This window comes from Ktedonospora formicarum (assembly GCF_016587355.1).
Classification (GTDB): Bacteria; Chloroflexota; Ktedonobacteria; order Ktedonobacterales; family Ktedonobacteraceae; genus Ktedonobacter; species Ktedonobacter formicarum.
In genome coordinates this window covers 298,392-322,210 of the sequence record NZ_BNJF01000004.1, presented here as the reverse complement: position 1 = coordinate 322,210, position 23,819 = coordinate 298,392, and the positions used below count along the sequence as shown (strand labels likewise).

Below are 23,819 nucleotides of genomic sequence, written 5' to 3'. Positions count from 1 at the left end.
GTTATTGGGGAACGGCATTGCGAATGATGGATGAAAAGGCGGTAGCGAGCAAAGCCAGGGCGAGCCCTCCTAGCGCCCGGTAGAGTGCGGCTTTGGCGTGATCCTGGGTCCTTTCCCCTGGAAACATGAGCCCAATGGCTCCCCAGGCGAAGAAGAAGAGTGCGATAGCATAGACCACCGGCTTGATGCCGTTATCATACAGATTGATAAAGAACGTCGAGATCTTTCCCGCTTCAGGATCGCCGGTTGTGGGCGTGGCAAACGGGTTCACCGGGTCAATGAGATCTTTGAATCCAGAGAGTCCCTTGAGCATCGCGTCAGTGGTGAGCGGATGCTGCTCAGGCACCGATGACACAATCAGCCCGCACCAGTGGTCGTGTGAGAGCAGATGAAGGTGACTCAGCAGCCACAAGAACACATTCCACATAGATGTGATACTCCTTTTCCATGAGAGGACAGCCCAGCTTGGCGCAAGGCGTGTCCGTGTTATGAGAGGGTGAGGGCATGCAGGTATCCCATCACCGAAAAGGCATTCCAGTAGCCGTTGGCCGTATTGACACTCCCGTCGGGATACAAGGGCAAGGTTTGAATGGGATACTCTCCATTGGCCTGTGCGAAGGTCACTGAGCGATGGGCAGGATCAGATCCCAGCACAATGCTCACATGCCCGAAGGGGCCGCCCGACCAGACCATGATGTCGCCTGCTTGTGGGAGGTGCCCCTGTGTGGGAAGGCGTTGCCATCCTGGCATGGCGGCGAAGTGCTCCCAATACTGGTTGGCGTTCTGTCCCTGTACGGGTAAGGGACGAACAGAAGCGTAGGCGGCGATGACAAAGACCACGCATTGATAGTTGTCTGAGCGCCAGGATGCACACCCTGGGCAGTGGGTATTTGACCAGGCGACGATCTGGGGTGGAAAGCCTTGATCGTAGTAGTGATCGGCCCCACTGCCCTGACAATCGTTGAGAAGACGCGCAGGCGTGCAGTGCAGGTGCGCAGCCATCGCAAGCGCCCAATGCACCACCTCGGCACGTTTGCCTGAGCCATGCGTGTCGATGAAGGCCGTTCCTGGACCACCGCCAACTCCACCATCCTGCTGTTGTAGTCCCTGAGCATCCATGGTCACGGTGGTCGTGAGCAAAAGCCCCATGCCTGAGAGCAACGCCCCACCGATGAGTATGAGTTTGAGCATCCCTTCTCTCCTTCCCTATACACAGGCGCGAGGTGTGTTTAGAGCACCGCGACAGCACGCTTGAGCATCTGCGTGGTTTCCTGCGTCATGGTCTCCACGGCGCGTTGCACCGCCTGTTCTTGAGAGCGCTGCGCCATCAGGATTGGGCGGAGCGCATATTCATGCAGGGTGTTGGGTAGACGTGGCACCAGATAGAAGACCGCGCCGGAGAGCAGGATGTCATTGACCTGCTGCAACCCGAGCAAGTTCTGGGGCGTCAGCGTGGAAACGGCACTGGTGCTATAACTGATGAGCAAGCCACCCAACGAGAGGGCGGCAAGCTGGAAGAATTGCATGATGACCGTACTGACAAAGGCGGAGAGCCATATCTGCCCCAGCGCTGGGTCTGGGGCAAGGCCAGGCACATGAGCCCCAGAGGGGAAAGCATGGTCAGAAGCGCGATGAGCGCCAGGCGTACCAGCATTTGCCAGAAGATCCAGAGCAGTTGCACGAAGATGTACATCACGATCCAGGCGCGTAAGAGATAGCCGATGAACGCTCCCGTCGTGTCGCTCGTTCCCACAAAATGAATCATGGTGCTGATGGTGTCTTTGAGATAGGTCTTGAGAAACATCTCATACACCCCGATAGCAAGCGCATTATTGAAATCGATCAAGAGGCGACACACATACAGGCACAGATGCGCGGCGACAAAGGCCACCAGCAGACGAGGCAATGCTTCCTGAAAGGTGGGCACATTCATACCAATGCTGCGTCCGACGATCAGGTTGTAGGAGAGAAAGCCAACGAGTAGCGCCAGCGCGCTATCAATGGCCCCCAGTTCCCAGGTCACCATCTGTTGCACCTGCGCATTCTCATACGTGGCTTGCGGTGGCGTCTGAACCACCACACTGGCGGGGCTGAGCATGGAAGCATCGACAAAGGGTTTGAGCGCATTCCAGGCTTGCTCCGTCAGGAAGGTGGCAAGTCGGTCGCAGTAGCAGGCGATATCGCCCAGTCCGCATGGCGGCTTCTCCTCCATCATGCCTCCGGCCTCATGCATAGCCGTGGTCTGTGTGTGGCTTGCCTGCGCGTGCTGTGCGAACTGCGTGAGTGTGGCGGGTGAGGCATGCAGAAGCATGAGAAGCCCGCCAGCCGTGAGCAGGAGGAGGAAAGCGTGACGAAGCGCAGCAAGGTGAGCCGTTCTCCCTGATGACAGGTCGAGAGTTGCTGTGTGAGAAGCTCGAAGTGATCGGGTCCAGCCAAAGGGCAAGAGCAACACAGAGCACAAGAAAGTCCACACAAAGATCGTCCTTTCGGTATAACAGAAACGCATGGAAGGTCCATTTCCTCTTGTGGTGAGTGTAGCCAAGAAGACAGGTATGAGGGAAGGCAAAAACGACCCAATAGTCCGAGATCAGGGCGTACATCCTTCCTTGAACACAGGGGCATGGATGCAGCAGCCTTCTCAGGCAGGACGAGTGGGTACAGAGAGGAACTACATGAGAATGGAAGAGAGCAGTACGGCGAGGTAGAGAATAAGGGAAAGGCAAGCCATCATCTTGTGGGCGAGATGGCATCGTGTCGCCTCTCATCGCACTGGAGCAGGAGGGCTTCGTGGTGCTCCCCTCTTAGCGCACAGACAGGCGTCTTCTTCAACATTTGGGTCGTCGAAGGCTTCCGAGGAAGCAGCAGGCTCACGTACACTAACAAACGTGCGATGCTCTGGTGGACTTGAAGCTCCGCTCTACCTCATGCCACCAGAAGGATCGTCAACGAACGATATGTTTTCATCGTGAAAGAAGGAGACCTTCGCATGCCTCAATCACTTCGATGCACCTCTCTCGTGACGGGATTACGAATGGCAGGGATGGTTCTGTTCCTTGCCTGTGTGTTGCTCCTGGCAGGAAACGCACTGTCTACGCGATCAGCAGTCCAGGCAAGCACTGAGTCAGTGGTCACTCAGGCTGTCCCCTCTTCATCTGCCATGTTCACACAAGTGATCCCGGCAAGTTTTGATCCCTATGCGCACCTGCGCGAAGGGGTCTACTGGCGTGATGCCCACACACCTCAGCAGGTGCATTCGTTTGCCTGGTGCAGCAGCGTCAGCAAAAGCGCCTTCTGCTAGCAGTTGGGAAAGGCTGAGAGAAACCGCAAGGAGAAGAGTGCATTAATTGCTGCCTCTTCTCCTACAAAAAAATGTGTGAAAAGTGTGTAAAAACAGTGAAAAAGGAGTTTGATTTTTTTTGGCATTCCAGATCACTTCCGGTACACTCAGTTGCAGGTCCTACGCTGTGTGGGATCTGTCACCTGTTCATGAAAAGGAAGTGTCTCGATGTCTCAGATGGTTCTTCCCTCCAGTTCGTCTTCTCCTTCTTCCCTTGCGCCTTTAGAAATAGGCACGCAGCACACGTTTGTCCCTTCCCATCAGGCGTTTACCGATCTTGATCTGTGCGTTACCACATCCCCTGTCATCCAGGGGGAGCGCCCCTACCGTTCAGATTATCTCACCTGCAAAACAGATTCTACGTGTGATGGGGCTGACGCATGTTAGCCTGCCCTTCCAACAGGTAACGACGCAGACCCATAGGGGGTTCAAGGTACTCGGGCTCCTGCTGACGATCTCCAGCAGGAGTCCTCTCTTTGGAGAGATATATGGAGCAATCCTTGCTTGCTGGTTTCATCACGTCTACCTGGGAGCTCTCACTTGACCATGCACTTCAGCAGCAGGTCATGGAAGTGCTGCTGGTGCTGGCGGAGCGGTTGGCTGACCCTGCTGTGGTCCAGACCCATGTCACATCACAGCCCAAAAATCACTGGTCTGCCGCCACGCTGTTTTCAGGGCTTCCCGGCCTGGCGCTCTTTTTTCTCTTCTTGGCGCGCATCACCAGGGAGCAATGCTGGTTTGATTGTGCCCTGCGTTATGCTCTGCTGGCCCGAGAGGCATGTGAACGTCAATCGTCGATTTCCCTACGAGACCTGAGTCAGTGGTGCGTCTTCCTCTTCTGCTTTGAGCAGGTAGATGCCTCCTCTCAACGCGCGCGGCTCACGTTGCAAACCAGGGTGGCGCAGCAGCTCGTGGATACGCGTCAGCAGTTTCCAACGCCGCTTGCCTACGACGTGATGGGGGTCTCTGGCCTCCTTGGCGCGTTGCTCCTGCCTCATTCAGATGAGGATGATCTGATACCCAGGGCTTGCGAGGTCGCTGCAAGCCGCCTGGTGGCTTTTGTGGCTCCTCATGATCCACAACGTGAGGCTGGATGGGCAGTTCCTGCATCCTACTTTCCTGCACAGGTAGCACGGTATCAGGAGACGCCAATCATCAATTGTGGGCTGGCACATGGGATTGCGGGTCCGCTGGCGGCTCTCTCGCTGGCGCGCCTTGCTGGTTGGAGCATGCCTCATCAGGAAGACGCGATTCGTTGCCTGTCTTCCTGGCTGTTTCAGCATAGGCTAGAGATGCCATGGGGCATAGATTGGCCTGCGGTCATCCCCCTTGATCTTCCTCTCGAAGAGGTGCAACGCCTTCCTCCAGCGCGAACCGCATGGTGTTATGGAACGCCAGGTATTGCGCGTGCGTGCTGGCTGGCGGGTCATGCCCTTGAGGAGCAGGAGCTACAAGCGCAGGCTCTCTTAGCCATGGAAGGAGTGATGCGCCGCCCCGAAGAGACCCGGCAGATTGCGTCCCTCTCGCTCTGCCACGGCAAGGCTGGTTTCTTGCTTCAGGCGACGCTTTTTTACCAGGAGACCCATCTCCCCTCCTTGCGGGAGGAAATCGCGCTGTTAACGCGTCAGATGCTCTCTGGCTTTGAACCAACAGCCCCCTTTGGGTTTCGCTTTCCCTTGTCAGGAGCACATATCGATGCCCTGGGGCTCATGCTTGGAGCAACAGGAACCGCGCTCGCGTTGTTGGCAGCGTGTTCGCCATGCGAGCCCCAATGGGCACGTGCGCTCCTTCTCATTTAATACATGCACGACCACTCATGAAAAAAAGAAGGAGGTCCACGGTGACATGAAAGCATCACAGAAGAAGACAGAACGGTCAGCGACCCAGCAGACTGAAATGGAGAACGATACAGGAGGGAAGGGCGCGCCCTTGTATCAGGATGCAGGATACTTTCTCGTGCGGGCACCATTGTTCTCAACGCGCCTGTTTTCACATCTTGCACAGAGTGAGGAACATGAAACCCGCTCTTGTGCGCAACAACGGCACACAGGCTATACGGCCCTTTACGAGCTATTTCAGCAGAGTCCATCCCTCCAGGTTGCGCTGGTGACGGCAAGTCTGGACCTCTACGATGGGCTGGCTCGCTTGCCCTCCACCCTGTCCACTCTGACACGACGGACCCAGCGGACCCTTTCACGGCTGTTGCGCTATGGCATTCGCGGTTCCACCCGCTCCACCCCCTTTGGCTTGTTCGCGGGGATCGCCCTTGGCACCTTTGGCGAACACTCGCAACTGGTGATAGCGCAACCAGTGGTGAAGCACATTCGCCTGCGTCCCGATACCGGATGGCTCTTTTCCATGATTCGCCTGCTCGAACAAGACCTCTCTTTGCTTCCCCACATGCAGGTCCTCGTCAATACAACCACTGTCGTGGTGGGTCCGAGAGTGATTACATCGTGCGCCAATATTTCCGGGGAAGAGCACAATAGCCGCGTCTCTTTCCGGACAAATCCCTTTGTGTTGCGTCTTCTGGAGTTGACCCGCCAGCCCATCGCCTATGAACAGCTTGTTGCTCATTTGTGCCACGACTTTCCCCAGCTTCCAGAAGCCTCCATCTCTCAGCTCCTTGCGCAATTGTGGTCTTCACATGTGCTTCTCCTGCCACGTCCACCCTTGACGACACCCGAACCCGCGCGAGACTGGCTCCAGTGCCTGACATCGCTCCCATACACCACACGCATGCACGCTGAGGTGGAGGGCGCATTGGCGTTTGCAGAACAGATGAATACAGGGGGGCTGACAACGCTGATTGAGCATCAATCTGAACTTCTTGCGTGGCAACGGCGCATCTTCCAAACGTATCAGCAGCAGGCATTTCAGGTAGATGCAGCGCTTGCGGTGCAGACCCCGGTCCTCTCACAGCGCCTTGCTCGCGTTGCGGCCCAGGCTGCCGAGCTCTTGCTTCGGGTGAGCCCCTGGCCCCAAGGAAGTCCTGTGCTTGCCGCCTATCGAGCGGCCTTTGTCCGGAAATATGGCACGGCAGAAGTTCCCCTCCTGCAATTGTTGAGTGACGAACACGGCCTGGGTGCGCCTCCCACCTATGGTCAACCATCTAGGGAGGCCCCACTGCTCCCAGCGCCACCAATGCCCTATGATGCGGCACGCATTCGTCTGCTCTGTGCATTGTTGGTCCAGGCGGTCCAGGCCCACACCCTGGAAGTCCAGCTCACAGATGAACAACTGGCACGCCTGGCTCGCTGGTCCGCGAGCCCACAGCATCCAGCTCCCCCATCGTTGGAGGTCTTTCTCCAGGTGCAAGCCACTTCCAAAGCCGCGCTTGATGAAGGGACCTGGGAGCGCGTGGTTGTACCCATGGTCACCTTTGGAGGGCGCACCATGGGACGCTTTGTGGACCTCTTAGGAGCAGAGGGGCTCGCGCACCTGCGCTCCTCGTTGCGTGCGGAAGAGGCCATGTATCCTGATGTCCTCTTTGTCGATCTCAACTATCTCCCCATGGATGGGCGCTGTGCCAATGTGGCGTTACATCAGCCCCTCCACACGCACGAGATCGTGGTGAATACCTCGCCTTCCTTGCCGCCAGAGCAGGTTATTGCATTGGATGATCTGGTGGTGGGGGTACGCCAACAACGGTTCTATGTACGTTCCTTGCGACTGGGGAAGGACATCAAAGTGTTTCAGCATAACATGCTCAATACCCGCTATGCGCCCAATGTGTGCCGCTTTCTGTTAGATGTGGCCTGGGATGGCTCACCCTCTCCCAGTAGTTTCGATTGGGAGACGCTGAGCGAAGCCCCCTTTCTTCCTCGGTTGACGTATAGGGATATTACCTTCAGCCTCGCCCAGTGGCAGGTTCAGTGGACCGATCTGTGCTCTGGGGACATGGATGGCACAAACGAAGATGATCGGTTTGCCGCGCTGCAACGCTGGCGGACGAAGTGGCAGGTGCCACGATATGTCTGGATGACGCACCTTGATCAGCGTCTCCTGCTTGATCTTGAAAGCCCGCTGATGGCCCATGAGCTGTTTGAGGAAATGAAACACCGTCAGAAGCGAAGCAAGAAAGTCCAGCTTCAGGAAATGCTGCCTGACCTGTCTCATCTCTGGTTGCATGATACCCAGGGGGCTCCCTATGTGGCGGAACTGGTCGTGCCAGTGCAGCTTCGGCAGCCCGGAGAAGAGCGCACCGCAACGAACTGCAAAGAACAGCATCCTCGTCATCCAGTTCCATCCCGCTCTGAACGACTCATTTTGCCAGGGGAGGCATGGATCTCGTTGAAGCTGTATGCGGCTTTCTCGTTCCATGATCTTATCTTGCGTGAGCGAATCGCTCCACTTATCGCGTCGCTGAGAGCGCAAGGGCGCTGTGACCAGTGGTTCTACGTGCGCTATGCTGATCCTGAACCGCATCTGCGTCTCCGCTTGCATCTGGGAGAAGGACGGGCTCCAGAGCAGCTCTTCCTACCAGTGCTGGCCTGGGTCCGGGAACTCCTCTCTGAAGGGTTTCTCACTGATGTTCAGGTTGCCTCATACGAGCGGGAGATTGAGCGGTATGGTGGGCCAGAGGCCATTGAGCATATCGAGCGGTTCTTTTCCGTCAATAGCGATGCTATGCTATCCCTCCTCGATGTGCTGACCAGCAAGATGCTCACTCTGGACCCCATTGTGGTGGCGGTGATCTGCCTCGATCACCTCTTTGCTACCTGGGGCTATGATCTGGAGGCCCGTCTGCATTATGCCCGGCAACGTACCGAGCCGTATGAAGCGGGAGAGGTCTTTCGGACCCATCGTGCTCAATTGCTCGAATTGTTGGTCCCCTGGCGCATGCACTCGACCGACCCCTTGTGGCTTCAACGTGAGCACCTGCTCTCGCTGCTTGCGCCACAAGACGCCGTCGTGGAGGTCGTGCGACCCCTTCTTGATGCCCTGCTCGCACGCGGGGCGCTCTGGCAACCCAAAGAGGCGGTGATTGGGAGCCTGGCTCATATGCAACACAACCGTCTCCTCCCAGTCTCGCCCTCGCATGAGAAGCAGGTCGTCGCGCTTTGGCGGCAGAGCCTGGAAGCGATTCACAAACGCCCAGGCTCTGCCGCTCACAAGACAAGACATATCCCATCCCAGTCTGAGCAGGGTCAATGACATGATTCCTATTGACAAGACACAGGGCAGGAGAAACGCTCTCTCCATGCTCTACACTAGAGAAGAATCGATGAGCAAGGAGGAAACGAGGAAGTGACGAAAACAGTGGAATTTGCGCATCTTCACGTTCATACAGAATATTCGCTCCTGGATGGACTGAGTCGGGTGAAAACGCTCGCCCGGCGGGCGAAAGAGCAGGGCATGCACCATCTGGCGATTACCGATCATGGCACGCTCTATGGAGCCCTGGACTTTTATAAAATCTGCCGAGCCGAAGGCATCAATCCTGTACTTGGGGTCGAAGCCTATTTAACCGAGCAGATCCATGATCATAGCAAGAAGCGTGGTGACGATTACACCCATTTATTGCTGCTTGCCAAAAACGAGACGGGATACCGCAACCTCTTGAAGTTGACGACCATTGCCAATACGGAAGGGATGCGGGCCAACAAGCCTCGGATTGACAAGGACCTGCTTGCGACGTACAGCGAGGGGATCATTGCTACCTCGTCCTGTTTGGGAGGAGAGATTCCCCAACTGCTGGTCAAAGACCAGTATGAGCAGGCGTGTACGGTGGCGCGCTGGTATCAGGAGGTGCTGGGACCCGAGCACTATTATCTGGAAATTCAAGAGCATCATGGCGTCGATGAGCATGGCCCCTCACCACAGCCCAGAGTCAATCAGCAGCTCTATCGCATGAGCAAAGAACTGGGTATACCCCTCCTCGCGACCAATGACCTCCATTATGTCGATGAGCGCGATGCCAATGTCCATGAAGTGCTCCTCTGCGTGCAAACGGCCAGCAGACTGGTAGGCAAGCATTTTCACTTTGATAGCTATGAGTATTACTTGCGGAGCCCGCAGCAGATGCTTGGACTCTTCCCCGAATTGCCGGACGCGCTGACCAATACGGTGCGCCTGGCGGAGCAGTGCTCTGTCAATCCGCTCTCCGTGAAGGCATCATTGCCCCACTATTTTCCGGTGCCCCCTGAATATGCGACGCCAGATGATTACCTTTACGCCTTGGCGGTGACAGGTGCCAAACGACTCTATGGCGAGCTCACGGAGCAGGTGCAGCGCCAACTGGACTATGAGTTTCGCGTCATCGCGGACAAGGGCTTTGTTGATTATTTCCTGATTGAGTGGGATTTTGTGAATTTCGCTCGCTCGAATCACATTCGCTGTTCGGCAAGAGGATCAGCGGCAGGGTGTCTCCTCGCGTATGTGCTTGGCATTACCAATGTCGATCCCCTGCGGTATCAGTTGCCGTTTGAACGCTTCTTCACCCCTGAACGTGAGGACATGCCCGATATCGACATGGATTTTCAGGATAACCGAAGAGATGAGGTGATTCGCTATGTGGCGGACAAATATGGCTATGAGTGTGTGGCGCAATTGGTGACCTTCAATACCATGGCAGCTAAGAATTCGGTCAAGGATGTGGCGCGTGTGTTGGGCCAACAGGAGCTTGGTGAACGTATCAGTCGCTTGATCCCAACCGGACCCAAGGTCACACTGCGCAGTTCCCTCGCTGAGGTCAACGAGTTACAGCTGCTCTATGATTCACAGTCACCCGCTCGTGAGATCCTCGATCAGGCATTAGCACTAGAGGGAGCGGTGCGATCCACCGGGGTCCATCCCGCAGGCGTGATCATTGGCAACGAACCCTTAGAGCGCTTCGTGCCCCTGCGGGTGAAGGATGCCAAAGACCCAACCCAGTTGCGCATCACGCAATATGAACAACGTCATCTAGAAGAACTGGGGCTGATCAAGTTTGATTTTCTGGGGCTTTCCAACCTGACCATCCTTGATACCACGATCCAGTTCATCAAGCAGAGCCGAGGGGAAGATATCGACCTGGAAAGTATTCCACTCGATGAGACTGGCGACAGACAGCAGGATAAGCGGCGTGCCAATGCGTTTGCGCTCCTGGCGGCAGGCGAAACGACGGGAATCTTCCAGTTGGAGGGAGCCAAGATGCGCGAATATGTCAGGCAACTGGTCCCCAACCGTATCGAAGATCTCACGGCAATGGTCGCGCTCTATCGTCCGGGTCCGATGGAAAGTATTCCCGATTTTATTGATGCCAAGCACGGGCGTAAGAAGGTAGCGTATCTTGACCCCCGCCTCTCAACCTGGCTCGACGAGTCCTACGGCATCATTGTGTATCAAGATCAGGTGCTTTTTATTGCCGTCAATATCGCAGGCTTCTCCTGGGGCAAGGCGCACAAATTTCGCAAGGCCCTCAGTAAAAAGAAAGTGGAGGAAGTCGCAGGCTACCGCCAGGATTTCATCCAGGGCTGTATCCACAATGGGATGCGACCAGAGCGTGCCGAAGAACTCTTTACGCTCATTGAACCCTTTGGCGGCTACGGGTTTAACAAGCCACACGCCGCGAGTTATGCTGTGGTTGCGTTCTATTGTGCCTATCTCAAAGCCAACTATCCCGCCGAGTTTATGGCGGCAACGATGACAGCGGAAGCCGCCGATGCGAAGAAAATTGCCAGCGCAGTCGCTGAGTGTAAGCGTCTGGGAGTCGAGGTTCGTGGCCCCGACATTAACGCGAGCGCCAAGGGCTTTACTGTGGAAGGCGAAGCCGTGCGCTTTGGGTTGCTTGCCATCAAAGGCATCGGCAATGGTCCCATTGATGCGCTTCTTGCGGCACGCGAGGAGGGTGGCCCCTTTACCTCACTGGCTGATGTGTGCATACGCGTGGACGCACGTTTGCTTGCCAAAGGGGCACTGGAAACGCTCATCAAAGTAGGTGCTCTGGATAGCTTCGCCGATGGACAACGACAGGTTTTGCTGGCCTCTGTGGAACGAGCGATGCAATACGGCAAGAGCGAGCGCGCCGCGAAAGAGCGCGGGCTCATCAGCCTCTTTGGCGACGATGAGACGACAACCACACTCGCCTTCCGTCTCTCGGATGACGCACCGTCCATCTCACGCAAGCAACTGCTTGAATGGGAAAAAGAACTGACCGGGATCTATCTTTCTCGCCACCCTCTCTCCTACTTAACGGACCTTTTCCAGGAGCAAGGAGTGCAGCCCATTGCGGATGTGACCGCAGAACTGGAAAAGCAGCAGGTTGTTCTGGGAGGGATGCTCAAAGAGGTTCATCGCATCACCACGAAGAAAGGGGATCCGATGTGCATGGCTCACCTGGAAGATATGTACGGGGCTATGGCGGTGACAGTCTTTCCCAGAATCTACAAAGAGACCGGAGAGCAGTGGGTGGAAGAGGCGGTAGTGATCCTACGAGGAGAGGTCCAGATCCGCAATGACGAGCCCAACTTGCTCTGTAGTAGCATCATGCCCGTGCAGGCGCTGGAAGAGGAAATGAACCGCGAGCGGCATCACCTCTGGCTCACCATTGTTCGGAGTGGAACCGATGAGGTGTCTGTCTCGAATGACATTATGAAAGTACAGGAACTTCGTCAATGTCTCCAGGCCCATCCAGGGCGTGACCAATACGACATTCTCGTGACCAGTGGTGAGTGGGAGGTACGCCTGACCCCAAGCGAGAATACCGTGAAGTATACTCCGCAATTGCATACAACTCTTGAAACCATTCTTGGCCCGCACACGGTTGAGGTTCACGTGATGGAGTGATGAACAAAGCCAGGGAAACAGCAGGATGACAACGGAAAATCATCCTGCTGTTTCTCTATGATCAAGCAGAGGAGTCTCACAAACATCCTCCCACGGAACTACAACTGGAGAGGGCTATGGTCCCTAGAGGACATGAATCATAGCCATTGCACAGCTGCGCGATGTTCTTCTTGAAGACTGGATGGCGTTCCAAATCCAGTTTGCGGTAGGGAAGGTAGTGTTCCTCTTCATAGGGGTGAGGGTTGTCGCAAATGCTTGCCATGAGAAAAAGATCACGAATCTTCTTCCAAATTCTTTGCTTCCTCATCACGCCCCATTGCTTGTAGTAAGGACGCATAATTCGTGCGCATCTTTTGGGGCATGGGATCTGTGCCCTCTAACTGCTGCTCATAGATTGAGAGTGCACGCTGGTATAACGGTTCTGCCTCCTTGTATCGCCTCTGGTCATGGTAAAGTCCAGCTAAATTGTTCAAGCGATCCGCTGTGTCGGGGTGCGAAACTCCCAATTGCTGCTCAGCAATCAAGAGAGTCCGCTGGAGCAGTGGCTCTGCTTCCTCGTATCGCTTCTGGTCACGGTAAAGTTGGGCTAAATTATTCATATTGCGAGTGGTATCAGTATGGGTGATCCCCAATTGCTGCTCATAGATCGAGAGAGCACGCTGATACAATGGCTCCGCTTCTTTGTATCGCTCCTGGTCATGGTAGAGTTCTGCAAGGTTATCGAGGCTATCTGCTGTATCAGGATGCGAAGCTCCCAATAGTTGCTCACGAATAGCCAGTGCACGCTGGAGCAGCGGTTCTGCCTCCTCATATTGCTTTTGGTCACGGTAAAGTTCTGCAAGGTTATTGATGCTACAAGCTGTGTCGAGATGTGTAGCCCCTAATAGCTGCTCACGGATAGTCAGGGCACGCTGATATAATGGCTCCGCTTCTTTGTATCGCTCCTGATCACAGTAGAGTTCTGCAAGGTTATTGAGGCTGACCGCCGTATCAAGATGCGAGGCTCCTAATAGCTGCTCACGAATAGCCAGGGCACGATAGTATAACGGTTCCGCCTCTTTGTATCGCTCCTGGTCATGGTAGAGTTCTGCAAGATTATGCAAGCTACGAGCGGTATCGAGATGCGTGGCTCCCAATTGCTTTTCAGTAATGGAGAGCGCACGTTGCAGGAGTGGCTCCGCTTCTTCATATTTTTGCTGTGTTCGGTAGAGTCCTACCAAGTCATTAAGACGCTCCATCGTATCGAGATGCGTGGCTCCCAATTGCTTTTCAGTAATGGAGAGCGCACGTTGCAGGAGTGGCTCCGCCTCCTTGTACTTTCTCTGTATTTGATAGAGAACTGCCAGACGATGTAGGCTGATCGTTAGACGAGGATATGGGGACTCCAATGGTTGTTCATGAATCGAGAGGGCACGTTGGAGCAACGGTTCGGCTTCTCCATACTCCCCCTTGCACCAGTGGAGAATTGCCAAGTTTGTAAGTGCCGAAGCAGTGTCGGGATGCGTAGCTCCCAACTGCTGTTCATATATTAAGAGAGCATGTTTTGACAATCGTTCCACATCCTCATGCTTTGCGACTGGAGGCGTTTTTCCTCTCACCTCGTCAATGATCTCCCGACAAAGATAGATGCATTCGTCACAAATGTATACTCCTCCGGGCGCGGCTATGAGGCGCAGAACTTGATCTTGTTCCTTGTTGCAGAAGGAGCAGTGATAGTCTCGCTCCTCCTCTATAAGGATCTCTCGACATCTCTCGACACATTCATTGCAGATAAAGGCGCCATTGGGTGCCTCTATCAAACGCTTCACTTGACTCTGCTCCTTATTACAGAAGAAGCAACTATGTGTTGTCTCCTCTTTTAGAACGATCTTTCGACTCATGTCTATGCATTCATTGCAGATATAGACACCACCAGGCCCTGCAATCAAGCGCTTCACATGTTCTTGACTATGACCGCAGAAAGAGCAACGATAAGTTGTACGCTTTTGTGTTTTGTTGTTTTTCCACATATATCTTCCGTTCTCTTCTCATGAATCTTCGCTTCTTATTCTCGGAGGTGGGTTCTGTTCGCACTCACTCTGCTATTTTGACTTTTCAAACAGCAGAATTCTGCTAGCAACAAGTGTCGCGAACGCATGGAAATCAATTTTATGTCAGGAATGCTGATGAGAGCTTTAGAAGCAGAAGGAGAGCTACGTCACCAAAATTAAGCCTACCTAATAGAGCAATACATGATTATGTCAATTTTCTTTGCAACTCTACTCTAAAGTGACCTTGCTACAGGAATAACCTGCTTTTGGAGTCTCTAATAGAGAGTGTGATTAAATATTTGCATGTCGAGATCATAGTAATGTGAAAAGAAATAGTTGTCTATGTAATATATCACCTTTAGAACTTACAAAATCCTGGTAGCAAACGGGAAGTGATAGGTGTGCTTCATGTTCTACAACAGTCTGGAGAATTCTATCCCACAGCAGCATAGAACCCTCAAAACGATTCTTGGTTCCAACGCCGTTGAAGCGCATATGGTGTAATGATGAGCAAAGCCGCAGAAGACAACAGAATGATAACAGAAAGTCATCCTGCTGTGTCTGGTGTGAGAGTGCAAAGTGTCTCAAATATTTTCTCCCAAGGAACCATCAGCGGAGAAGGGGGCTTTTTTGGTTCATGCAGGACATGAATTCCGTACTCACGGAGAAGCGCAAGATTTTTCTTGAAGGCTGGATGGCGTACCAGATCCATTTTGAGACAAGGAACTGCAACAATTGGCGGCGTCCCTCTCCCAAGGGCTTCACACAAGATATTTGCGGCCAGCGTATCGCCAATACCTTGTGCCCACTTATTGATCGTATTGAAGGTGGCAGGCATAACCAATATAGCATCGGCTTTGGGAAGAGGATCAGCCTCTCCTGGTAATTTATAGTCTGTTCGCACAATATACCCTGTTGCATCTTCTAAAGCTGATTGATCAATCTAGCGGCTAGCTTGAGGCGTCGCAAGCACACACACATCCCATCCCGCTTCTTGAAGTGGGATGACAACATGGAGGGTTTGCTGTGCAGGAGGAGCTGTGCAGACCATAAGATAGAGGACCTGCAAACGACTTGTTGATTTTTCTATCATACGCTCTCCTTACATAGTTATGAGGGTGAGAGTGGTGTTCACGTATTGGTCTAGATCGTGTGCTGCGTTCGTAGCCTTCTGGGCCTCCAGTTCTGTACAGATCATATGAACGCGATCTAAGACTGATCGTGATTTCGTCTGTTGTGTGATCGAAAATGCCCGACTTGCCAAATCATACGCTTTTTAGATATTCCCTTGTTGAGCATAGGCAATACCCATATCAGTCAAAAGAGTAGATTGCTGACGCAATGCCTGTGCATCAAGCTGAGAAAGCGCTTGCTGTAAAGCAAGGAGCGCACGACGTGGTTGGTAGAGCCGTACATAACAAGCCCCTTCGTATCCCGCTATGCGCGAGGCACTTAGTCCGGTTGCATAGCGATCTTCACCCAGAACCTTCTTCTTTAAGAGGGTCTTTGCGGTTGTAAGTGATTTTTCGCAGGCGTCCTGATTCCCAAGTGCTGCATAGACCTCTGCTTCCACTACGGCAAGCCAACAAATGGTGCATGTGTGTTGAATCGTCAATTGATGAACCTCTTGTAGGAGTGGAAGTGCTTGTTGGGGCCGCTTCCAGTAGAGCAACAGCAAACATCATGCGCCCGATGCCAACCGCCCAAAGATCATGATTAGAGGCTGTTTGTGCAGCTTTTAAGGAGAACTGATAGTAAGACCAAGCCAGGGGTATAATTTGTTTTCAAGAATATGGACAAAAAAGAGCAAACATGGACATACCTTCCCTTGAAACAGCAGCGACTTTGTGGTATATTTGTTCTACATTCATCGCAGAGGAAGAAGAGCAGAAGATGGTACGTGGCTACCGAGGAGAACTTGATCTCAATAACGCGCAACAGACACTTTGTCGCAAACATGCCGGAGCCGCTCGCTGGGCGTACAATTATGGCCTTCGCCGCAAACAAGAGGCCTACAAAGCTGGGCAGAAAACGCCCACCGCCATCGATCTGCATCGCGAGATCAATGCCCTCAAACCCTCCCAGCCTTGGATGCGCGAGGTCAGCAAATGCGCCTTTCAGGAGGGGTTGCGCGATCTGGATACCGCCTTCAAGCACTTCTTTCGCAAGTGCCGGCTCAAGAAAGAGGGCACCTGGAAAGGAAAGTGTGGCTATCCCCGCTACAAAAGCCGGAAGAAAGCCATCGGTGGCGCTCGCTTCACCGGGAGCATTCGGGTGTTTCCTGATGCCATCCAGTTGCCTCGGTTGGGAAGGCTCCGACTCAAAGAGCACGGCTATTTCCCTCTCAATGGCAAGATCAGCAGTGCCACCATCCATGAGCAAGCAGGCAGATGGTTTGTCTCCATCTGTGTCCACGAGCAAGCGAAAGCACCCCAGCCAGCCACAGGTGACGTCATTGGAGTGGATCTGGGAATCAAACGACTGGCAACTCTCTCAGATGGACGTACCTTCGAGAATCTCAAGGCGCTACGCAAGAAGATCACGGCGTTAAAGCGCACGTCGCGACGCCACAGCCGCAAGCCCAAAGGGAGTGCCAATCGCAAGAAAGCACGCATGCGACTTGCTCGGATGCACGCCCGTATCGCCCATGTTCGCCAGAACGCCTTGCACCAAGCGACCGCACAGATCGTGGCGAGAACCCGCGCCCGATCAAGAGAGGCCGCGTGTGATCGTCCTAGAAGATCTACACATTGCAGGTATGCTCAAGAACCGCAGGTTAGCCCGAGCGATTGCCGATGTGGGGATGTATGAGTTCAAGCGGCAGATCCTCTACAAAGCAGAGCAAGCAGGGATCAAGGTGGTTCTGGCCTCCCGTTGGGAACCTTCCTCAAAAACCTGTTCGTGTTGTGGATGGGTCAATGAGGAACTGAGGCTTTCTGATCGGATCTTTGCCTGCATGGATTGCGGAAGTACACTGGATCGAGACTTGAACGCCGCCAGGAATTTGGTGGCGTTGGCCTGATGAAAACAGCGTACCGCACGTTCTGCGGGAAGTGACGCCTGTGGAGCAGGTGTTAGACGAGCGAAAGGCTTGCTGTCTGCACTGAAGCAGGAACCGAACACGAAATATGGCTCGTCCATGTTTGGGTAAGTTTCGGAGAACGGTTGCACACTTCCATCGAATGGAAGGCTTGGGAAGAGGATCAATCGCTAAATGCTGCATCGTTGGTGTGAGGTGAGGACATCGCAGGTCATGCCCGCTCTTTACCAGGACTCCCTTGCACCACCGCAAGCACATTGCGCAGGCATTGCAAACGCAAATCTGGCTCTTATGTCAAGGGAGGAAACTACAAGTTCGCAGGGGGCGTACAAATGTTGGTTAGCAGGTACAACTTTCTACAGCAGACTGAAAACTCGACGTGATTCTATTGGGAAATATACAAATTGGCGTGTCGAAAGGTGAATTTCATGGAAATATGCTATACTTTCGATATGAAACGACCCACCAATGCCTTTCCCGAGGCAATGTTGTTTGATATGGATGGCGTGTTGCTGCTGATCACCCAAAGCTCTGACCAGAGCTGGTCTTCGGTCTGTCAGCTCTTTGCCTTTTCACTTGGCCTTGCTCCTGAAACGCTCCTCGATGCCTTCCGCCAAAGCCGAAAGATATATAAGCATAAAATTAAATATGATCCTGAAAAGTAGAGAAGAGATCGTTTTGACCCTTTTGCAACTCAACGAGAAATGGTTGAGTTCGCCCTCATAACTTGTGGCCAGGTCGAATGAAGTTATAGGTGATCTCAAAGACCCTGAATTGTTTGTAATATGTGTTCTACCCATTTTGATAAATATGTCATAAGATAAGAAAGACTGCTGTGAATTGTGACGTATGATTCAGATGATGCTGTATTTGATAGATGAAGCACTCTAACCCTTCAAGCAGGAGAGAAATAGGTGACACATCAATCAGTCTCTTACAATTATCTTTCGGAAGATTTCCTTACAAGACTTGTAGCTGAACTTGATAAGGAGACGGTTCGAGCGATCATTTTACGTGGAAGTTATGTAAGAGGCGATGCCTTTCCTCCATACAGCGACGTTGATCTTACAATCATCACCCAAGATACGGTCAAGGTATTGCCGCCTAAATACTATATTTGGCGAGAAGGCTACGCAGTAAGTATCTCTACATGGTCGATTGCATCCTACAGAGAACGTATTCAACGGCCTGAAGAAGCTATCTTTGCTGTACCAGGCATCCAAGAAGCTCGTATTCTCTTAGAAAAAGATGATGCATTTCGTGAATTTCAACGGGACGTGCAACAATTTCGCTGGGAACCATTGCAAGCAGCAGCCAATGAGTATGCAGGACAAGTGATGATGGAGCAGACGGAAATTGTATTGAAATCACTCAAAGCACTTCATATGCAGGATGCGCTTTTGCTTGCGGATGTGTTGACGCTGGACCTGCTTCCTGCTGTCACTGAGGCTTTTGTTGTCCAACGAGGTCTCTTGATCAAAAGTGGTAATACCTACTTTCATCAAGCTCAAGAGGCGGCAGGACAACACTCAACCTGGACGCATTACCATCAGATAGCACTTGGCATACACTCTGATGTAGCCCCTTCGCTTGTACAGAGAAGTATTGCATCTCTTCATTTGTTTCAGGAAACAGCTCATCTCTTATTTCCCTTTTTCCAAAGAGAGCATAGGGAAGCCATTGAACCACTCATCGAGAAGATTGGGCATTATCTAGCGTCGAAAGAGATCGGTTAGAGATTGCACACGTCGCTCATGCCCCCAGGTCGCTTGCATTTGTTGAAATACTGAGTACGCCTCTTGAAATCGCCGCTCACTTCCAATAGACAAGGACGCTTCGACTGCGGATTCGAGATAAAAACAAGCAGCTTCAAGATTCATGGAAGCCATAAATGCTTCTACCTGGCAATTTAAAACATCGATGCGAATACGCTCGGGCACAGGGATCTTCGGATGTAACCCATCAATTTTCTCGAAGCTTCTTTCAGCATTTCGCGCTTGTTCAAAGGCTAGATGATGTAACCCTTCACATAGAATAAGCGTCGAGTATCTGCAAATAGTACTCACATAGCCTGGTTCATTATGTGTATTTTCTGGGAAATGGTCATAAGCCATATTTAAAAATGTATGCGCTTCCTGTTGTTGGTGAAGCTGGGTATAGGAACCAGACATATCGGCATAAATACACGCACGTAGAAGTGGAGATGCTTTGTGAAGGTGAGGAAGAGTGAGTTGATAGACTTGTAAGACCTTCTCAGGATATCCCAGATAATCAAATGTCACCGCAAATTGCCTCAGTGCTGCAATTTGAAGATCAAAGTCATGAGCGAGTTTCCCATAAAGTAACGCCTGCTCACTCAACTGGTATCGTGCTTGTAGGTCATTGCGGTGGCCTGCGAGCGATGCTGCAAGGAGATAGCTTTGTGAGGCAACGCTTGCAGCTTTTTGTTGATGAGTAAAGGAAAGCTTTGCAATTGCATCGACTCTTGGAAGATACGACCAAAGGGTACGCTCAGCCGTTTTAAGTTCGCTTCCTTCACTGAGACGCCGACAAAGCGTTGTCATCTCCTCGAAATGCTCTAGCATATCTGGTGATGTTTCTATAAGAGAATCTTTGAGTTCGAGGAACGATTGTCGTGTCTCCGGTATTTGTGTTTCCAAAAAAGGATGTACAGCCGAAGCAGAGGAGGTACTGGCGTATTTTGCCGGTTCAGTGAGAGAAGGTTGGAGTCCTGAAGTTTCCCAAGGGGAAACCTCATTCTCTTGCTGACCATTTCTCAATTCATTATCAATGAATTCATATGTAAGCGGGAAAATCTCATCAACTGGGCGCTGTAGCAGTTCAGCACATTTGGCCCGTAGATCATGAGGTACGGCCCGGCGGCCTGTCACATAATATGAGAGCGTCGTATTGCTAATCCCAAGGGCTTGGGCAAAGCTGGCTTTCTGCAAGCCTCTATGTCGTATTAATTGATCCAAACGATTCGGAAAGGCCCCTGGAGCCAATTGTTTGCGTGCGCTTTTCTTTTGTGCTCCCATATTACACCCTCTTTTGATTCCTCATCATTCCATATGCATATCTTTCGTATAAGAATGACCCAATTACCACATGTATTGCCCGCCATCAGCAAAGATTTTTTGTCCATTGATCCACTGAGCGTCGTCTGAAATAAGCCACGCAACCACCTTGGCAATATCATCAGGTGTACCAATTCGTTGCAACGGAATTGTTTCTATGCGCGAGCGAAGGACGTCAGGATCATCTAAACGGAAACGATGTGCAACTTCTTCTGTTCGGGTCAAGCCAGGGACAACCGTCAAGGCACGTATCTTTGGTCCTAATTCTAACGCCAGGCTTTGGGTGATCAAATGGATGCCAGCTTTCGATGCACAGGTATTCACACCATTTTTGCGTGCTCGTATTCCTGTCGATGCGCCAATATTGATGATGCACCCTCCCTGCTCCTGCTGAAGCATGTGGGAAGCAATCAGTTGTGAGCACAGGAAGGTTCCCTTCATATTCGTGTTGACCACGGTATCCCATTCATCTTCGGTCATTTCGAGCAGGGGCTTATCGCGAACACGTGCCGCATTATTCACCAGGACGTCCACACGCCCAAAATGATGAAGCGTTGCTTGAAGTAAGTGCCCGACCTCTGCGCGGTGGGCAATATCGGCTTTGACTAAGAGGACCTGGAGCTGCTCTTGTTGGAATTGGCGCAAGGTTTCCTGTGCTTGCACATCATCCATCGCATAGTTGAGCACGACTCGATGGTGTTGCCTTGCCAAATAGAGCGCAATGCCTTTTCCAATCCCCTTGGTACTTCCAGTGATGACGATCGTTTTCTGGTTCAATGGTCGTCTTCTCCCTCTAAATATTCATGATCGCGTGATTTTAGTGACTTGTTGCGACAAAGAGGTCGGCAATCTGTTCGAGTCGCTTTTCATCTGGATAGCGCTGCTTCATTGCCTGGTACGTTTCCCATGCCTCTCGCCTCCGTTTCTTACTGCCAAGCTGCTGCGCCCCTTCTATTCCTTTGGCGAGAAACTCGCATGCCATATCAAGCTTTTTCTCGTACAGGTCCGCTTTGGCCTGATAATTAATCACTTCCATACGAATCCGTTCAGGAATAACGCATTCTTCTGGGGTCGCCGAGAGGCGTTGGAAGGTCTGCATCGCTTGGTGATCATAGCCAGCATCAGGAAAGTATTCATGTAATGCGAGGTAGGTTCTTCCATTCTCCATAATCAAGGAGGAGGGGCTAAATTCAGCGCAGAGAAAGCTCGGATCGCGCTCCTGTTGCTCAGGATAGAGATCTTGTGAACGCCTGAGATATTCAAGTGCCAGTTGGTGCTGTTTCTTCTTCGCAGAAACGACTGCTAATTCTGCATAGAGGCGAGATTGAAGCAGTGGAACCTGTGTATGATCTAAAGGAAGGGCTTGCTCATACACGTTTCCTGCATGGTTGGGATTGGACTGATGATACGCCAGGGAGATGAGCGCTGCTGTGCGTAGATCGGGAGCATGGAGCATTTTCCCATAGAGAACAGCTTGCCGAAAATAGGTTTCGCGTGCATGTTGATCATCACGATGTAACGCGAGGATGCCCCGCAGACGAAACACTTGGGTTGCCAGTCGAGCAGCTTCTGTCTGATAGGCTGAGGGATGTTGAGCGAGATATTCCAGAGCAGGTACATATTTGGCAATGATTTCCTCTACGATGGCAAAATCACTGCCCCTCATGAGATGCCAACAAGCCGTCACACTGGCGGCACAATAGGGTAAGAGATCTTCTGCACCATAGGAAGGGGTCTCTGCACCCTTCCCTAATCTTGCAATAAACAAGATGGGCAAAGCGGCAATGGAGACAAGGGATTGACGGCGTGAGTACATATATTCCTGATCAAGTTGGGATTGAAGGGTACTACAAGAGGCGACATCCCCTGAATAAGATTCAACAAGCATCTTCCATTGTTTTTGTTTTAGCGCAAACCAAAGTACACCTGTGGTCGAGATGATATCGACCGAAAAAACATGAACTGGCAGAAGGGCTTGCTGATGGGCGATGCGTGGATGATGCTGTCGTTGTGTGTGCAACTTCTCTTGCAAACCTACCTGCGAGGGAGTCTCTTGCGCATAGGGAGGGAAAAGCTCATCAACGGAACACGTGAGTGCGCCTGTGTGCGGTGTTCGCAGGTCATGAGGCACTGCACGACGACCCGTCACATAGAGAGAGAATGTGGTTGGACTCACGTCAAGCTCTTTTGCAAGCCGTGCTTTTTGGAAGCCCAGATGACGAATACGTTGGTCAAGATGATTTGGGAACGTACCCGGCGGTGGGAGTTCGTTTCTTTGCCTCTGCTGTTCTTCCATGTCCATCTCCCTTCTGCAACGGCGAGAGCATGAGATCACTGTGGTGGAACTGCCTTTGGAGGGTGCTACAGGCCATCACCATCCATTGATCGGAGTATAGCACACTGTCAACAACTGTTCTATCTATGCTTTTGCACGGATTTTGCTGTATACAACCTTCATGTTAAATAATGCTGTCTAAATAGCTCCCATAATTAAAAAAGACGCAAAAAAGAGTGAAAAAAACGTGAAAGAAGAGTTTAAAAAATGGCGAAAAATTGCCAATACATGTGGAATGATTTCTGTATGGGAAAAAGAACATGCTCTTCTCTAAATATGTGGTGGAATTCACATTAAGAGCTTCGGCTACCATTATCTTTAGTAGACCTGACACTATATGCGTTGATCAAATTATTCGGAAAAAGTTCCTGGTGTTAGTTTCTTCCTAGTTGCCTTGTGCCAATGGGTGTCCCACATTTTTTTGCGTCGAGTCTGTTTAGGCCAAAGGAAAGATGCTACGATAGTCGGATCTGAAAGAAAAGGAGCAGGCAGAAGAAAAATGGATGAACGTGCTTGGCTTCACAAGAGCGCCGAGATCCTGACGAACATCAAAACGTGGCGGCAAGCCCATCCTATAGCGACCTTTGTGGAGATCGAAGACGAGGTGCATCGACGCATGATGCAACTGGAGGCACAGATCCTGCAAGAGGCTGCTCAGGCGAGCGCGAACCGCGAGTGGGGGAAATATCCGAACAGCCAGCCCCCTTGTGTCCTACCTGCGCCGTTCCCTTACAGTTACGAGGCAAGCGCCAGCGAACCCTACAAGGTAATGGCGGAGAATGCGTCCAGCTGGAGAGAACCTACGGTTAGTGTCCCATCTGCCGACATGGTCTTTTTCCCCTCGATGAGGAGCTTGGCTTGCTGCCAGGAACACTGGCTCCTCGCCAGCAGGAGCATCTAGTCCACCTCGCCGGTTGGATGCCTTTCGAACAGGCAGCACAGATGCTCGCCACACTCCTTGGCATACTGAGTACTGCCGAAACTGCCCGCCGACTCACTGAGCACATGGGTGCATACATGGAAGTGGCGCAAACAGCAGAAGCCGAGATGGCTGCTTTGGTTTTCGGGAAAGTGATCGGCCCTAGCAGAGCGGATGACTGACTCTCGGTGCATGTGCAGTCGTCGTGCAATTTCCCGATGGCTGATTCCTTCCTTCACCAATTTCTGCACGGCTTCATAGCGCTGGACAAGCTTCTCTATTGGTAAATGCCGTACCAAGTGAGCGGGTTTT

Annotated in this window: 21 protein-coding genes; 10 read left to right on the top strand and 11 right to left on the bottom strand. The window is 52.2% G+C overall.

Annotated elements, in window-relative coordinates; genetic code table 11:
* Nucleotide 1: 1 nt before the first annotated feature.
* Genes K3T82_RS48260 through K3T82_RS33060 form a run of 4 tightly spaced genes read right to left on the bottom strand, consistent with a single transcriptional unit; the run spans nucleotide 2 to nucleotide 2,473 of the window.
* Complete coding sequence (locus K3T82_RS48260; RefSeq protein WP_236031713.1) at nucleotides 2-427, bottom strand: hypothetical protein; 426 nt, start codon at nucleotides 425-427, stop codon at nucleotides 2-4.
* A 59-nt stretch (nucleotides 428-486) separates the two neighbouring features.
* Entirely contained in the window at nucleotides 487-1,191 is a 705-nt protein-coding gene (locus tag K3T82_RS33070) for a CHAP domain-containing protein (RefSeq protein WP_220197790.1), read from the bottom strand.
* Between the two features lie 38 nt (nucleotides 1,192-1,229).
* Nucleotides 1,230-1,526 carry a hypothetical protein gene (locus K3T82_RS33065; protein WP_220197789.1) on the bottom strand — a complete coding sequence of 99 codons (297 nt, stop codon included), beginning with the start codon at nucleotides 1,524-1,526 and terminating at the stop codon, nucleotides 1,230-1,232.
* Entirely contained in the window at nucleotides 1,448-2,473 is a 1,026-nt protein-coding gene (locus tag K3T82_RS33060) for a cyclin family protein (protein ID WP_220197788.1), read from the bottom strand. The genes K3T82_RS33065 and K3T82_RS33060 overlap by 79 nt, the downstream gene beginning before the upstream one ends.
* 513 nt (nucleotides 2,474-2,986) lie before the next feature.
* Here K3T82_RS33060 and K3T82_RS33055 point away from each other — a divergent pair.
* The 4 genes from K3T82_RS33055 (at nucleotide 2,987) to dnaE (ending at nucleotide 12,106) form a co-directional block, all read left to right on the top strand.
* Entirely contained in the window at nucleotides 2,987-3,298 is a 312-nt protein-coding gene (locus K3T82_RS33055) for a hypothetical protein (protein ID WP_220197787.1), read from the top strand.
* Between the two features lie 527 nt (nucleotides 3,299-3,825).
* Nucleotides 3,826-5,136 carry a lanthionine synthetase C family protein gene (locus K3T82_RS33050; protein WP_220197786.1) on the top strand — a complete coding sequence of 437 codons (1,311 nt, stop codon included), beginning with the start codon at nucleotides 3,826-3,828 and terminating at the stop codon, nucleotides 5,134-5,136.
* 46 nt (nucleotides 5,137-5,182) lie between these two features.
* Nucleotides 5,183-8,494, top strand: a complete 3,312-nt coding sequence (locus tag K3T82_RS33045) for a lantibiotic dehydratase (protein WP_220197785.1) — start codon at nucleotides 5,183-5,185, stop codon at nucleotides 8,492-8,494.
* A gap of 93 nt (nucleotides 8,495-8,587) precedes the next feature.
* Nucleotides 8,588-12,106: a DNA polymerase III subunit alpha gene (dnaE, locus tag K3T82_RS33040; protein ID WP_236031711.1), complete on the top strand. Its 3,519-nt coding sequence runs from the start codon at nucleotides 8,588-8,590 to the stop codon at nucleotides 12,104-12,106.
* Between the two features lie 272 nt (nucleotides 12,107-12,378).
* Here dnaE and K3T82_RS48255 read toward each other — a convergent pair whose 3' ends face one another.
* The 4 genes from K3T82_RS48255 to K3T82_RS33005 all read right to left on the bottom strand — a co-directional run bounded on the left by K3T82_RS48255 (nucleotide 12,379) and on the right by K3T82_RS33005 (nucleotide 15,808).
* Nucleotides 12,379-14,115 (bottom strand): tetratricopeptide repeat protein, encoded by a 1,737-nt coding sequence (locus tag K3T82_RS48255; RefSeq protein ID WP_420799368.1) that lies wholly within the window; start codon nucleotides 14,113-14,115, stop codon nucleotides 12,379-12,381.
* A gap of 568 nt (nucleotides 14,116-14,683) precedes the next feature.
* Nucleotides 14,684-14,974: a hypothetical protein gene (locus tag K3T82_RS50285; RefSeq protein ID WP_420799375.1), complete on the bottom strand. Its 291-nt coding sequence runs from the start codon at nucleotides 14,972-14,974 to the stop codon at nucleotides 14,684-14,686.
* A 105-nt stretch (nucleotides 14,975-15,079) separates the two neighbouring features.
* Entirely contained in the window at nucleotides 15,080-15,229 is a 150-nt protein-coding gene (locus K3T82_RS33010) for a hypothetical protein (protein WP_220197783.1), read from the bottom strand.
* Nucleotides 15,230-15,412: 183 nt separating this feature from the next.
* Nucleotides 15,413-15,808 carry a hypothetical protein gene (locus K3T82_RS33005; protein WP_220197782.1) on the bottom strand — a complete coding sequence of 132 codons (396 nt, stop codon included), beginning with the start codon at nucleotides 15,806-15,808 and terminating at the stop codon, nucleotides 15,413-15,415.
* A gap of 140 nt (nucleotides 15,809-15,948) precedes the next feature.
* On the opposite strand from K3T82_RS33005, the gene K3T82_RS33000 reads away from it, so the two are divergent.
* The 4 genes from K3T82_RS33000 (at nucleotide 15,949) to K3T82_RS32985 (ending at nucleotide 18,912) form a co-directional block, all read left to right on the top strand.
* Nucleotides 15,949-16,947: an RNA-guided endonuclease InsQ/TnpB family protein gene (locus K3T82_RS33000; RefSeq protein WP_220197781.1), complete on the top strand. Its 999-nt coding sequence runs from the start codon at nucleotides 15,949-15,951 to the stop codon at nucleotides 16,945-16,947.
* On the top strand, nucleotides 16,895-17,158 hold the full coding sequence (locus K3T82_RS50280) for an RNA-guided endonuclease InsQ/TnpB family protein (protein WP_420799367.1): 264 nt from the start codon (nucleotides 16,895-16,897) through the stop codon (nucleotides 17,156-17,158). Before K3T82_RS33000 ends, K3T82_RS50280 begins: the two co-directional genes overlap by 53 nt.
* 446 nt (nucleotides 17,159-17,604) lie before the next feature.
* On the top strand, nucleotides 17,605-17,841 hold the full coding sequence (locus K3T82_RS32990; RefSeq protein ID WP_220197779.1) for a hypothetical protein: 237 nt from the start codon (nucleotides 17,605-17,607) through the stop codon (nucleotides 17,839-17,841).
* Between the two features lie 249 nt (nucleotides 17,842-18,090).
* Nucleotides 18,091-18,912: a nucleotidyltransferase domain-containing protein gene (locus tag K3T82_RS32985; protein WP_220197778.1), complete on the top strand. Its 822-nt coding sequence runs from the start codon at nucleotides 18,091-18,093 to the stop codon at nucleotides 18,910-18,912.
* On the opposite strand, the gene K3T82_RS32980 is transcribed toward K3T82_RS32985, so the two are convergent.
* From K3T82_RS32980 to K3T82_RS32970, 3 genes are all read right to left on the bottom strand, one after another.
* Nucleotides 18,889-20,214 carry a helix-turn-helix transcriptional regulator gene (locus K3T82_RS32980; protein ID WP_220197777.1) on the bottom strand — a complete coding sequence of 442 codons (1,326 nt, stop codon included), beginning with the start codon at nucleotides 20,212-20,214 and terminating at the stop codon, nucleotides 18,889-18,891. The two genes, K3T82_RS32985 and K3T82_RS32980, sit on opposite strands and share 24 nt — an antisense overlap.
* A gap of 63 nt (nucleotides 20,215-20,277) precedes the next feature.
* Nucleotides 20,278-21,030, bottom strand: coding sequence for an SDR family NAD(P)-dependent oxidoreductase (locus tag K3T82_RS32975; RefSeq protein ID WP_220197776.1), 753 nt, complete (start codon nucleotides 21,028-21,030; stop codon nucleotides 20,278-20,280).
* 40 nt (nucleotides 21,031-21,070) lie between these two features.
* Nucleotides 21,071-22,549, bottom strand: a complete 1,479-nt coding sequence (locus tag K3T82_RS32970; RefSeq protein WP_220197775.1) for a hypothetical protein — start codon at nucleotides 22,547-22,549, stop codon at nucleotides 21,071-21,073.
* A gap of 538 nt (nucleotides 22,550-23,087) precedes the next feature.
* Between K3T82_RS32970 and K3T82_RS32965 the strand changes: the two genes are divergently transcribed.
* Nucleotides 23,088-23,489 (top strand): hypothetical protein, encoded by a 402-nt coding sequence (locus tag K3T82_RS32965; protein WP_220197774.1) that lies wholly within the window; start codon nucleotides 23,088-23,090, stop codon nucleotides 23,487-23,489.
* The gene (locus K3T82_RS32960) at nucleotides 23,447-23,689 is read left to right on the top strand and encodes a hypothetical protein (RefSeq protein WP_220197773.1); all 243 of its coding nucleotides are present in this window, start codon (nucleotides 23,447-23,449) and stop codon (nucleotides 23,687-23,689) included. Before K3T82_RS32965 ends, K3T82_RS32960 begins: the two co-directional genes overlap by 43 nt.
* Nucleotides 23,690-23,819: the final 130 nt, after the last annotated feature.